Raw genomic sequence first — 12239 nt, forward strand, 5'->3', positions numbered from 1 at the left:
TTTTACGCCTAGAAGTGGGCCTTCATCAGGTATAGGGCCGCAGGCGCTCTCACTCGAAAGAGTGCAGTCAAAGGTGCCGGGGCGGTGGCCCCCGGGACCACGTAGGCTCGGTACTCAGACCGCACGCACCCGGACCCCAGGAGCTGATCGTGATCCCCGGTGGTGGCCAGCCCAACATGCAGCAGCTGCTTCAGCAGGCCCAGAAGATGCAGCAGGACCTCGCGAAGGCCCAGGAAGAGCTGGGGCGGACCGAGGTCGAGGGCCAGGCGGGCGGCGGCCTCGTCAAGGCCACGGTGACGGGCTCGGGCGAGCTGCGGGCCTTGACGATCGACCCGAAGGCGGTCGACCCCGAGGACACCGAGACCCTCGCCGATCTCGTCATCGCGGCGGTCGCGGCGGCCAATGAGAACGCGCAGACGCTGCAGCAGCAGAAGCTCGGCCCGCTGGCGCAGGGCCTCGGCGGCGGCAGCGGCATCCCGGGCCTCCCCTTCTAGGGCGGGCGCCGACTACCGTACGTACCGAGCGACACTCCACCGGAAGGCGACCGATCCGTGTACGAAGGCGTGGTCCAGGACCTCATCGACGAGTTGGGCAGGCTGCCCGGCGTCGGTCCCAAGAGCGCGCAGCGGATCGCCTTCCACATCCTCCAGGCGGAGCCCACCGACGTCCGGCGGCTCGCGCAGGCGCTGATGGAGGTCAAGGCGAAGGTCCGCTTCTGCGCCACGTGCGGAAACGTGGCGCAGGAGGAGCTGTGCAACATCTGCCGGGACCCGCGCCGCGACCTCTCCGTCATCTGCGTGGTCGAGGAGCCCAAGGACGTCGTCGCGATCGAGCGGACCCGTGAGTTCCGCGGGAAGTACCACGTGCTCGGCGGGGCGATCAGCCCCATCGAGGGCGTCGGCCCGGACGATCTGCGGATAAGGGAACTGCTCGCCCGCCTGGCGGACGGGACGGTCACCGAGCTGATCCTGGCGACCGACCCGAACCTGGAGGGCGAGGCCACGGCGACGTACCTCGCCCGCATGATCAAGCCCATGGGCCTGAAGGTCACCCGCCTGGCCAGCGGCCTCCCCGTCGGGGGCGACCTGGAGTACGCGGACGAGGTCACCCTCGGCCGGGCCTTCGAGGGGAGACGACTCCTAGATGTCTGATGCCACCCTGTACGCCACCAGCCAGGACCCGAACGACTTCGCGGTCCAGATCTCCGACCAGATCGAGTCGTTCATCGTCGCGGTCGCCGAGATCGCCAAGGGCGACGAGCCGGACTCCGCCGTGCCGTTCCTCCTCCTGGAGGTCTCCCAGCTGATGCTGGCGGGCGGCCGGCTCGGCGCGCACGAGGACATCGTCCCGGACGAGCGCTACGAGCCGGACCTCGGCCCGGAGGCCGATGTCGACGAGCTGCGCGAGCGCCTGGCCAGAATGCTCGACCCGATCGACGTCTACTCCGAGGTCTTCGACCCGTACGAGCCCCGCAAGGCGCCCGTCGCGGCCCGGATCTCCGACGACCTGGCCGGTGTCGTCACCGACCTGCGGCACGGCATGGCCCACTACCGCGCGGGCCGGGTGACCGAGGCCCTGTGGTGGTGGCAGTTCTCGTACTTCTCCAGCTGGGGCTCGACCGCCTCGGCCACCCTGCGCGCCCTGCAGTCCCTGGTCGCCCACGTCCGCCTGAACCAGCCCCTGGCCGAACTCGACGGACTCGACACCGACGAGGACCTCTCCAGCGGCGAGGACGCCCTGGAGGAGGAGGCGGGCCGCGTCATGGCCGAGGAGATCGCCGCCCCCCTGGGCCTGCGCACGGTGAAGTAGCCCCCCCGAATGTGACCCGCCCCACGATTCCGGTTGACCCCGGAGGGCCTGGGCATGTGCTTGTCCGGAGCGGCCGGACGCCGATGGCCAAATTGGCCCGGTGATCACTTCGTGGGCGGGACATCTCACGATGCGATACAGCCGGGGCGGAATTCGGCCGCTCGTTAAACTGAGCCGACCGCCATGCATGCGCATGCGCGGTGACAGACGGACTGAGCGAGGAGCGCACGTGGGCCTTGTCGTGCAGAAGTACGGAGGCTCCTCCGTTGCAGATGCCGAGGGCATCAAGCGGGTCGCCAAGCGCATTGTGGACGCCAAGAAGAACGGCAACCAGGTGGTTGTCGTGGTGTCCGCGATGGGCGACACGACGGATGAGTTGATCGATCTCGCCGAGCAGGTATCTCCCATTCCTGCCGGGCGAGAGTTCGACATGCTGCTGACCGCCGGAGAGCGGATCTCCATGGCCCTGCTGGCCATGGCGATCAAAAACCTGGGCCACGAGGCCCAGTCGTTCACGGGCAGTCAGGCCGGTGTCATCACCGACTCGGTCCACAACAAAGCCCGGATCATCGACGTCACGCCGGGGCGCATCAAGGAGTCCCTGGACGACGGCAACATCGCCATCGTCGCCGGGTTCCAGGGCGTCTCGCAGGACAAGAAGGACATCACCACGCTCGGCCGTGGCGGTTCCGACACGACCGCGGTCGCCCTTGCCGCCGCGCTCGACGCCGAGGTCTGCGAGATCTACACCGACGTCGACGGCGTGTTCACCGCCGACCCGCGCGTGGTGAAGAAGGCGCGGAAGATCGACTGGATCTCCTTCGAGGACATGCTGGAGCTCGCCAGCTCCGGCTCGAAGGTGCTGCTCCACCGCTGTGTGGAGTACGCCCGTCGCTACAACATCCCGATCCACGTGCGGTCCAGCTTCAGCGGACTGCAGGGCACGTGGGTCAGCAACGAACCGCTCGTGAAGAAGCAAGGGGCAGAGGCCGTGGAGCAGGCGATCATCTCCGGTGTCGCGCACGACACCTCCGAGGCGAAGGTCACCGTCGTCGGCGTTCCGGACAAGCCGGGCGAGGCCGCGAAGATCTTCCGGGCCATCGCGAACGCCGAGATCAACCTCGACATGATCGTCCAGAACGTGTCGGCGGCGTCGACCGGTCTGACGGACATCTCCTTCACGCTGCCCAAGACCGAGGGCCGCAAGGCCATCGACGCCCTGGAGAAGCAGCGGGCCAACGTCGGCTTCGACTCGCTGCGCTACGACGACCAGATCGCCAAGATCTCGCTCGTCGGCGCCGGCATGAAGACGAACCCGGGCGTCACGGCCGGCTTCTTCGAGGCGCTGACCGACGCGGGCGTCAACATCGAGCTGATCTCGACCTCCGAGATCCGCATCTCGGTGGTCACGCGCGCCGACGACGTGAACGAGGCCGTGCGCGCCGTGCACTCCGCCTTCGGGCTCGACTCGGACTCCGACGAGGCCGTGGTCTACGGAGGCACCGGCCGCTGATGGCCGAAAACTCCATGCGGCGTCCGACGCTCGCGGTCGTGGGTGCGACCGGGAGCGTCGGCGCCGTTCTGCTGCAGCTGCTGTCGCAGCGCGCGGACATCTGGGGCGAGATCCGGCTGATCGCCTCCCCGCGCTCGGCCGGGCGCAAGCTCACCGTGCGCGGCGAGGAGGTCGAGGTCGCCGCCCTGGAGGAGTCGGTCTTCGACGGCGTCGACGTCGCCATGTTCGACGTGCCCGACGAAGTGGCCGCCCAGTGGGCGCCGATCGCCGCCGCCAAGGGCGTGGTCGTCGTCGACAACTCCGCCGCCTTCCGGATGGACGACGACGTGCCCCTCGTCGTCCCCGAGGTCAATCCGCACGCCGCGCGCGTGCGGCCGCGCGGCATCATCGCCAACCCGAACTGCACCACCCTGTCGATGATCGTGGCCGTCGGCGCGCTGCACGCCGAGTTCGGCCTGCGCGAGCTGGTCGTCTCCTCGTACCAGGCGGTGAGCGGCGCCGGCCGCTCCGGCGTCGAGACCCTGCGCGCCCAGCTGTCGCTCGTCGCCGGTACGGAGCTGGGGACCAGCCCGGGCGACGTGCGCCGGGCCGTCGGCGACGCCACCGGGCCGTTCCCGGAGCCGGTCGCGCTGAACGTCGTACCGTGGGCGGGTTCGCTCGCCGAGGACGGCTTCTCGTCCGAGGAGATGAAGGTGCGGAACGAGTCCCGCAAGATCCTCGGGCTGCCGGACCTGAAGGCCGCCGTGACGTGCGTGCGGGTGCCGGTCGTCACCACGCACTCCCTCACCGTCCACGCCCGCTTCCAGAGCGAGGTCACCGTGGACCGGGCGCGCGAGATCATCGCCACCGCGCCGGGCGTCGTGCTCTTCGACAACCCGGGCGCGGGCGAGTTCCCCACGCCCGCCGACGTGGTGGGCACCGACCCGACCTGGGTGGGCCGCGTGCGGCGCTCGCTCGACGATCCGACCGGACTCGAACTCTTCGTGTGCGGGGACAACCTCCGCAAGGGGGCCGCGCTGAACACCGCGCAGATCGCCGAACTGGTGGCGGCGGAGTTCACCGCGGGCTGATCCCCGCCCCTATGTCGGGATATGGGGCGCGCCGGGCGTCCGGCCTGCGGGCCGCCCCTTCCCATATGCGGATTCGATCTTAAAATCTGTGTAGGTTCTGTGTGCGGCTTTGGTCCATACCACTTGCCGACGGACCGTTGAGCGTTCGAAGATTTCCCGCCCCGCCCCGCAACCGCACGCGGGGCGGGGAGCGTCTTTAGCGGGCGCCCTCGGGGGTCTCGCGCGCAGGGCGCAACAGGGGCATAGGGGAAGAGCAGGTACGCATGTCGGCATTGAGCGCGGCGCCACCGCTGACGGGGGCGAAGTGTGTCGCAAATGGGGTGCTGGGCGCGTACAACCCTGACGGGGGGAAGCGTGTCCAACAGGCGTGGCAGAGGTTCTCGACTTCACAGCGGTTCAGGCGAGAGGCGCGGCGGTACTCCGTCCGCCCCTCGCACCCCTCGGCGTGCGCCGTGCTCGGGGGCGGGCGCCCGGCGGCATGCCGGTGATCGCCCCCATGCCCGCGCGCATTCCGACGCAAGTGCAGGGCGCTGACGAGACGATGGCGGCCGGCACCACAGTCGATCACCTCACCGAGACCTATCGCGCCCACTACCGCTCCCTGCTCGGACTCGCGGCGCTGCTCCTCGACGACACCGCCTCCTGCGAGGACGTCGTCCAGGAGGCGTTCATCCGGGTCCACTCGGCCCGCAAGCGCGTGCGCGACCCCGAGAAGACGCTCGCGTACCTGCGCCAGACCGTGGTGAACCTGTCGCGGTCCACGCTGCGCCGGCGCATCCTCGGCCTGAAGCTGCTCACCAAGCCGATGCCCGACATGGCGAGCGCGGAGGAGGGCGCGTACGACCTCCTGGAGCGCGACGCCCTGAAGAAGGCGCTCAAGGGGCTGCAGCGGCGCCAGCGCGAGGTCCTCGTGCTGCGCTACTTCGCGGACATGACCGAGGCGCAGGTCGCCGAGGCGCTCGGGATATCCCTGGGCTCGGTGAAGGCCTACGGTTCCCGCGGCATCGCCGCCCTGCGTGTCGCCATGGAGGCGTCGGCATGAGCACCCCGGAACACGGGCAGGACCCGGAGGACCGCTCCGGGGAGTACGACGAGCACCACCGGCAGCACACGGACGACCGACACGCAGGGAACTCAACTGTGAACGACGGACCCCGTCGCCCGGCCGATGCGGCGGCCGACGACGAGCTGGCGCTGCGACGCATGATGCGGCAGGTCGTCGAGGACATCGAGCCGTCGGACGCCGCTCTGGACAAACTGCGCCGCGCGGTTCCGGCCCGCCGGGCCCGCAAGCGGCAGGCCACGGTCGGCGCGGTCGCCGCCGGAGTCTTCGTCGCGATGGCGATCCCCGCGGTGCTGCACGTGACGAGCACGGGCTCGGCCGACCACCCGTCCATCGCGGGCAACAGCACGGCCACGCACAAGGGAAAATCCGCGGGAGCCGGCGACAAGGAGTCGGGCGGCTCGGCAGGGCACTCCGAGGAGCGCGGCAAGGACGGGAAGAAGGGCGAGAAGGACGACGGTGACAAGAGCTCGGGCGGCGGTGCCACCGCCGGCGCCGACCCCGCGTCGACGGCCGCCGCGTCCTCCCCGACCTGCGACGCGGCCGAGCTGGGCACCCCGGTGCCGACGGTCGGCCAGGCCGACGCCAGCGGCGCGGTCTACGGCTCCTTCCGCGTCACCAACACCTCCGCCGGCAACTGCACGGTGGACAGCCCCGGCAGCATCGTCACCATCGCCCAGGGCTCGGCCGACCCGTCGGCGGTGAACGTCGTGGACCACACCTCCGGCGACAGGGCGACCGGTCTGCCCGACCCGGCGGCCCAGCCGGCCCAGCTGGTCCTGGAGCCCGGCAAGTCGTACGAGGTGCGCTTCGCCTGGGTGCCGTCCGCGCCGTGCTCGGCCGGGGGCGACGGTGGCGTGACCGGCGGCGGTACCGGGGGCGGCGAGCCGACTCCGACGCCGTCGACGAGCGGGGACACGACGCCCACCACCGGGGACAGCTCGGCCTCCGCGCAGCTCGCTCCCCAGCTCGGGTCCGACGGCTCGGACGGCGGGAGCGTGGTCGTGTCGCACACCGCGGAGCCCGGGGCGCCCACGGCCGCCGCGACGATCCCGGACGCCTGCGCCGGGACGGTGTACAAGACGGGGCTGCTGCCCGCGTCCTAGGGCGTGTGTCGCCCTGGGACGGCCCTCTCACGCCTGCGCGGCGCCCTGTTCGTCCGGGGCGCCCAGGCCGAGCTCCGCGTCCCGGATGGTCTCGGCCTCGCGCCGGACCAGGCGGAACCACATGAACACGACGAAGCCCGCGAAGACGAACCACTCGCCGGTGTAGCCGAGGTTCTGGAACGCCTTCAGGTCCAGGCCGCTGCCCTGTGCGGCGGTGGCCGGGACCGCCTTCATGGACCCGTCGGCCTTGTCGAGCGTCACCCAGGCGTCGTACACGTCGTACGGGACCAGGTTCACCAGCGACGCGGCGCTGATCATGCCGACCTGGCCCGCGGGCAGGCCGCCGGTGGCGGTCACCCCGTTCGACCCCTGGGACTCGGAGGCCTGGAGCGCGCCGGTCACCGTGACCTCGCCGGTGGGCGCGGCGGGCGCCCTGGCGGCGGACGCCGCGCCGGGCAGCCAGCCGCGGACCACCGGGAGCGCCTTGTCCGTGCCGTCGACCTCGAGCAGCGTCACGACGTAGAAGCCGTCCCGCCCACCGAGGTCGCGGTGGGGGACGAGGAGCTGCTTGCCGTAGTGCCCGGTCGCGGTGGTCCGCTTGCCGGAGGTGTCGGTGGAGACCGGGAGCAGGGCGGCGAGCGGCCGGGCCGCCGCCGTCTTGTTGCTCTCCGTCTGCTCCGAGGCCGTCCGGTGGTTGTCCATCCGGCCCTCGAAGCGGCTGAGCTGCCACGAGCCCATGTACAGGCAGAACGGGATCGCGAGCAGCACGAAGAGGTGGATCCCCAGCCAGCGGGGGGTCAGCAGGAACCGGTACACGCCTTCTACGGTACGGGTCCGATATAAAGCCACATGCCGCGCCCCCCGCCCCCGCCCCGCCGGGCGGCTCAGGCCGGCAAGTGGCGCCTCGCGAAGTCCAGTTCGAGCGCGACCTGCTTGATGCGCTCGTCGACGACGAGCGAGCCGTGCCCCGCCTCGTACCGGTACACCTCGTGCACCGCGTCGCGCGCCGCGAGCCGGTCCACGTAGTTGTCGATCTGGCGGATGGGGCAGCGCGGGTCGTTGAGCCCCGCCGAGACGTAGACCGGGGCCTTCACGTCGTCGACGTACGTGATCGGGGACGACGCCGTGAAACGGTCCGGGACCTCGTCGGGCGCCCCGCCGAAGAGGGTCCGGTCGAGGGCCTTGAGGGCCTCCATCTCGTCCTCGTACGCCGTGACGTAGTCGGCGACCGGGACGGCGGCGAGGCCCACCGCCCAGGCGCCGGGTCGGGTGCCGATGCCGAGCAGGGTGAGATAGCCGCCCCAGGAGCCGCCGGCCAGGACGAGGCGGTCGGGGTCGGCGAGCCCGGAGGAGACCGCCCACTCGCGCACCGCCGCGATGTCCTCCAGCTCGATCAGGCCGACCCGGTGCTTGAGGGCGTCGGTCCACTCCCTGCCGTAGCCGGTCGAGCCCCGGTAGTTGACCCGGACCACCGCGTACCCGTGGTCGACCCAGGCCGCCGGGCCCGCCGCGAAGGAGTCAGAGTCGTGCCAGGTGGGGCCGCCGTGGATCTCGAAGACGGTGGGCAGCGGTCCGCTCGCCCCGGCCGGCTTCTGCACGAGGGCGTGGATGCGGCCCCCGGGGCCCTCCACCCAGACGTCCTCGACGGGGACGGACCGGGGAGCCTTCATGCCGGGCGGGTCGAGGACGACGCCGCCCGTCGTCGAGCGCACCACCGGCGGCTCGGCGGCCGACGACCACAGGTACTCGACGCTGCCGTCGGGCCGGACGGTGGCGCCGGAGACGGTGCCGGGCGGGGTGTCGACCTTCGTCAGCGCGCCCGCGGCGAACTCGTACCGCCACAGGTCGCCGCGGGCCTCGAATTCATGGGCGATCAGCAGCGCCGAGCCGTCCGGGTACCACTCCGCGGAGACGTCGCCTGGCAGGTCGAGGGCGAGGTCGGTCTGGGTGCCCGAGGCGACGTCCCACACCATCGGCTCCCAGCGGCCGCGCCGCTGGTGCCCGACGAGCAGCCGGGTGTCGCCCTCCACGGGCGCGAAGCCGAGCACTTCCAGGCCCAGCTCCCGCTCGCCGCCCTCGGTGTCGTCCAGCTCCGCGACGGTCGAGCCGTCGAGCCGGACCACGCGCAGCGCGGAGTGCATCGCGTCGCCGTGCTCGGTGTGCTCGATCGCGATCAGCGTGCCGTCGTGGCTCAGGTCGCCGACGCCCGCCGACTCGCGGTGCCGGTAGATCTCGGCCGGGGCTTCGGCGCCCGGCCGGACGACGTGGATCGTCGTGCCGTCCTCGTCCGTGGACCGGCCGACCACGGCCGTGCGGCCGTCCCGGCCGATCGCGAGGCCCGCCGGATAGGAGGGGGCGAGCCCCGGCACGGCCTCGATGTCCGTGCCGCCGCCGAAGGGCTGGCGCAGCCAGACGCCGAACTCGTCGCCGTCCTTGTCGCTGAACCACCAGATCCACGCGCCGTCGGGGGAGAGCACCCCGTCCGTCGTCCCGTTCGCCCGGTCGGTCGCCTGGCGCTGGGTGTCCGTGGCTCTGTCCCAGGCGTACAGCTCGTACGTCCCCGTCGCGTTCGACACGAACAAGGAGCGGTCCGGGGCGTCCTCGGCCCAGTCGGGCAGGGACACGCGCGGCGCCCTGAAGCGCTTCTCCCAGTCGGGCATGGACCCGTTGCTGTCACTCATGGCCCCATAGTGCCCGCCCCGGCCGACACTTCGCTGGCGGGTCCCCACAGCCTGTGGACAACTTCTGTCGGTACGCGCTCAGGCATGGCCCCGGGGCAGGCGTATGACCGCCCGCCCGCTCGCCAGGTCCACCCGCGACCGTGCGGGCGGTGCGCCGTCCTCCTCGTCGTCGCGGAGCACCAGCGCGCTCTGCCGCTCCTTCAGCTCGTTCTGCTTCCCCGCCGAGAACGTGGCGTGCAGCTGTTCGAAACCGGTGGACGACACCTGGGAGCGTCCCTTGCGGCGACCGGCGAGCCGCAGCCCCTGGTCGGTGAAGGCGATCACCGTGAGCGCGACGACGAGCCCCGGCAGCGTCATGAAGAAGACGAGTCCCATCGGCTCAGTAAAGCGTCTCCGCACGGTGTGCGACAGAGACGGCCGGCAGAGACGGTCGGCAGCGGCGGCCGACGGAGGCGGCGAGACCCGGCCGGATGGTGCGTCCGAGGGGAGCGGCCGGGTCCGCCTCGCAGGTGGCCCCCTGTGCTGCACGCCTGCCGTCCGCCCCCGTGACACAGGAGGGGGGAGAGGATGAACAGCGCCGACGCAGTTCATCCGCATGTCCCATGTACGGCGACGGTGAGGGGAATCTACGCCTTTGCGCCGCATCCCGGAATACCTCGCGCATATATCTGTTCCGCGACCCGTGATCCACCGCCCCGAGTGGCAGCTCCGGCCCGCTCGGGTCAGGCTGACCGGGGGAACCCGGGGGCGTGCGCGACGGGAGACGGTGAGCGATGTTCGCAGCTCTGGGGCGGTTCGTGGTCCGCAGGCCCTGGTGGGTGATCCTCGGCTGGGTGGTGGTCGCGGCGGCGGTGATCTCACTGGCGCCGAAACTGACCTCCAGCTCGGACGAGGCGAGCTTCCTGCCCGACAGCTACGAGTCGATCAAGGCGGCCGACGTCCAGGAGACGGAGTTCCCGAAACAGCAGAACATCGGGGCCGTCATCGTCTTCCAGCGCTCCGACGGCGCGAAGCTGACCGCCGCCGACTCCGCCGAGATCGTCCGCGTCTCCAGGGAACTGGCCGCCAAGGACATTCCCGAGGTCGACGCCGTCGTCCCCGGCAAGGCCTCCCCGAACGGGCTCGTGCAGACCTCCATGGTCGCCATGCCGAAGATCACCGACCCCTCGGACACCTCCGAGCAGGACGCGGTGAAGACCCTGCGCGGCGACCTCCAGCAGGAGATCAAGGACACCGGCCTGCGCGCCGGGATCACCGGCTCCGCCGCCACCGCCCTCGACGAGTCCGAGGCCTCCGAACGCGCGGGCCTGCTGGTCGGCGTCGGCACCATCGTCATCATCGTCGTGCTGCTCCTGCTGATCTTCCGCAGCCCGATCATCGCGCTGCTCCCGGTCGTCCTGATCGGGCTCATCTCGCCGCTCGCGACCGGTCTGATCGCCTCCGCCAACAAGGCGTTCGACATGAAGGCCGACTCCTCGATCCAGGAGCTGCTCACCGTCGTCCTGTTCGGCGTCGGCACCGACTACATCCTGTTCCTGCTGTTCCGGTACCGCGAGGCGCTGCGCGACGGGGAGGATCCGAAGTCAGGCATGGTGCACGCCGTGGAACGGGTCGGCGAGGCCATCACCTCGGCGGCGGGCGCCGTGATCGTCGCGTTCGCGGCCCTCGCGCTCTCCACCCTCGGCATGCTCAAGTCGATGGGCCCCGCGCTCGCCATCGCCGTGTTCGTGACGCTGTGCGCGGGCCTGACGCTGGTCCCCGCGGTCGTCTCGCTGCTCGGTACGAAGGTGTTCTGGCCGTCCAAGTCCTGGCAGCGGGAGCCGACCGGTACGGGCTTCGCCCGGCTCGGCGGGGCCATCGGGCGCCGGCCCGCCGTGTGGGCGCTGGTCTCCGCGCTCGTCATGGGCGTGCTCGCCCTGGGCGCCCTCGGCTACAAGGCCAACTTCGACCTCTCCACGTCGTCGCTGCCCAAGACCAAGGAGTCCATGGTCGCGCTCGACGACCTGGAGAAGGGCTTCCCCGCGGGCACCACCGACCCCACCAGCGTGTACCTGACGTCGGACTCGGACACCCCGCTCACGGTGGCGCAGACCGCCGCGTTCCGGAAGGCGCTGTCCGAGGCCGACGGGGTCGGCACCGTCGGCGCGGCCACGCGCAGCACGGACGGCACCGCCGCTGCCTACAGCGTGATCCTCGACGATCCGCCGGCCTCCGACGCCGCCATGTCCACCGTCCGGGACGACCTGCGGCCCGCCGCCCGGGCCGGAGCGCCGGACGGCACCCGGGCGCTGGTCGGCGGCATCACCGCCGTCTACGTCGACATCAACAAGGCCGTCGACCGGGACTACTCCGTGGTCTTCCCCGTCGCCGCGCTCTGCATCATGGTCATCCTCGGGCTGCTGCTGCGCAGTCTCGTCGCGCCCTGGTACCTGATGGCGTCGGTGGCGCTCGGCTTCGGCGCCACGCTGGGGGCCACGTCGTTCCTGTTCACCCGGATCGGCAGTCAGCCCGGGCTGATGTTCATGCTCCCCGTGATCATGTACTTGTTCGTGGTCGCCCTCGGCACCGACTACAACATCCTGATGGTGTCGCGGCTGCGCGAGGAGGCCCGCGCCGGGCGGAGTCCGCACGATGCCGCCGGGACCGCCGTGCGGCATTCCGGGCCGACGATCGCCTCGGCGGGCGTCATCCTGGCCGGTACCTTCGCCACGCTGATGCTCGCCGGCAACTCGACCCTCTCCCAGATGGGGTTCGCGCTGTCGTTCGGGATCGTGATCGCGGCGTTCGTGATGGCGATGGTGTTCACGCCCGCCCTGACCGCCCTGATCGGCCACGCCGCATGGTGGCCCGGCCACGGCGACCGCCGCGGTAAGTCGTAGTTCGTCCGCGGCCCGGTGGCCGCTTCTCGCGCAGTTCCCCGCGCCCCTGAAAGGCCTGCGGCCTTCAGGGGCGCGGGGAACTGCGCGACCGGCCACGACGGCGCCGCGCCGAGCCGGT

General features: G+C 71.3%; 11 protein-coding genes. 8 read left to right on the forward strand and 3 right to left on the reverse strand.

The window, feature by feature from the left end; all coding sequences use genetic code 11:
- Window positions 1–149 precede the first annotated feature (149 nt).
- The 7 genes from ABT127_RS34550 to ABT127_RS34580 all read left to right on the forward strand — a co-directional run bounded on the left by ABT127_RS34550 (window position 150) and on the right by ABT127_RS34580 (window position 6561).
- Window positions 150–494, forward strand: coding sequence for a YbaB/EbfC family nucleoid-associated protein (locus ABT127_RS34550; RefSeq protein WP_026245530.1), 345 nt, complete (start codon window positions 150–152; stop codon window positions 492–494).
- Window positions 495–551: 57 nt separating this feature from the next.
- A complete protein-coding gene (recR, locus tag ABT127_RS34555) occupies window positions 552–1151 on the forward strand; it encodes a recombination mediator RecR (protein ID WP_018529216.1) in 600 nt (199 codons plus the stop codon).
- On the forward strand, window positions 1144–1809 hold the full coding sequence (locus ABT127_RS34560) for a DUF5063 domain-containing protein (protein ID WP_351458968.1): 666 nt from the start codon (window positions 1144–1146) through the stop codon (window positions 1807–1809). The genes recR and ABT127_RS34560 overlap by 8 nt, the downstream gene beginning before the upstream one ends.
- A 229-nt stretch (window positions 1810–2038) precedes the next feature.
- Complete coding sequence (locus ABT127_RS34565) at window positions 2039–3322, forward strand: aspartate kinase (RefSeq protein WP_351458970.1); 1284 nt, start codon at window positions 2039–2041, stop codon at window positions 3320–3322.
- Window positions 3322–4392: an aspartate-semialdehyde dehydrogenase gene (locus ABT127_RS34570; RefSeq protein WP_351458973.1), complete on the forward strand. Its 1071-nt coding sequence runs from the start codon at window positions 3322–3324 to the stop codon at window positions 4390–4392. Before ABT127_RS34565 ends, ABT127_RS34570 begins: the two co-directional genes overlap by 1 nt.
- 367 nt (window positions 4393–4759) lie before the next feature.
- The gene (locus ABT127_RS34575; protein ID WP_351458975.1) at window positions 4760–5434 is read left to right on the forward strand and encodes a SigE family RNA polymerase sigma factor; all 675 of its coding nucleotides are present in this window, start codon (window positions 4760–4762) and stop codon (window positions 5432–5434) included.
- The gene (locus ABT127_RS34580; protein ID WP_351458978.1) at window positions 5431–6561 is read left to right on the forward strand and encodes a hypothetical protein; all 1131 of its coding nucleotides are present in this window, start codon (window positions 5431–5433) and stop codon (window positions 6559–6561) included. Before ABT127_RS34575 ends, ABT127_RS34580 begins: the two co-directional genes overlap by 4 nt.
- A 27-nt stretch (window positions 6562–6588) precedes the next feature.
- Here ABT127_RS34580 and ABT127_RS34585 read toward each other — a convergent pair whose 3' ends face one another.
- The 3 genes from ABT127_RS34585 to ABT127_RS34595 form a co-directional block, all read right to left on the reverse strand.
- Entirely contained in the window at window positions 6589–7377 is a 789-nt protein-coding gene (locus ABT127_RS34585) for an SURF1 family protein (RefSeq protein WP_351458981.1), read from the reverse strand.
- A 68-nt stretch (window positions 7378–7445) separates the two neighbouring features.
- Complete coding sequence (locus ABT127_RS34590; protein WP_351458984.1) at window positions 7446–9242, reverse strand: S9 family peptidase; 1797 nt, start codon at window positions 9240–9242, stop codon at window positions 7446–7448.
- Between the two features lie 78 nt (window positions 9243–9320).
- The gene (locus ABT127_RS34595) at window positions 9321–9617 is read right to left on the reverse strand and encodes a DUF6191 domain-containing protein (RefSeq protein WP_351458986.1); all 297 of its coding nucleotides are present in this window, start codon (window positions 9615–9617) and stop codon (window positions 9321–9323) included.
- A gap of 398 nt (window positions 9618–10015) precedes the next feature.
- On the opposite strand from ABT127_RS34595, the gene ABT127_RS34600 reads away from it, so the two are divergent.
- On the forward strand, window positions 10016–12121 hold the full coding sequence (locus ABT127_RS34600) for an MMPL family transporter (protein WP_351458989.1): 2106 nt from the start codon (window positions 10016–10018) through the stop codon (window positions 12119–12121).
- Window positions 12122–12239 lie beyond the last annotated feature (118 nt).

This window comes from Streptomyces sp. NPDC001904 (assembly GCF_040297005.1).
Taxonomy (GTDB): Bacteria; Actinomycetota; Actinomycetes; order Streptomycetales; family Streptomycetaceae; genus Streptomyces.

What these genes read in the sequence shown, in the direction of transcription:
- ABT127_RS34560 (WP_351458968.1), top strand. Translation starts at nt 1,144, where the DNA reads ATGTCTGATGCCACCCTGTACGCCACCAGCCAGGACCCGAACGACTTC.
- ABT127_RS34595 (WP_351458986.1), bottom strand. Translation starts at nt 9,617, where the DNA reads ATGGGACTCGTCTTCTTCATGACGCTGCCGGGGCTCGTCGTCGCGCTC.
- ABT127_RS34570 (WP_351458973.1), top strand. Translation starts at nt 3,322, where the DNA reads ATGGCCGAAAACTCCATGCGGCGTCCGACGCTCGCGGTCGTGGGTGCG.
- ABT127_RS34580 (WP_351458978.1), top strand. Translation starts at nt 5,431, where the DNA reads ATGAGCACCCCGGAACACGGGCAGGACCCGGAGGACCGCTCCGGGGAG.
- ABT127_RS34590 (WP_351458984.1), bottom strand. Translation starts at nt 9,242, where the DNA reads ATGAGTGACAGCAACGGGTCCATGCCCGACTGGGAGAAGCGCTTCAGG.
- ABT127_RS34600 (WP_351458989.1), top strand. Translation starts at nt 10,016, where the DNA reads ATGTTCGCAGCTCTGGGGCGGTTCGTGGTCCGCAGGCCCTGGTGGGTG.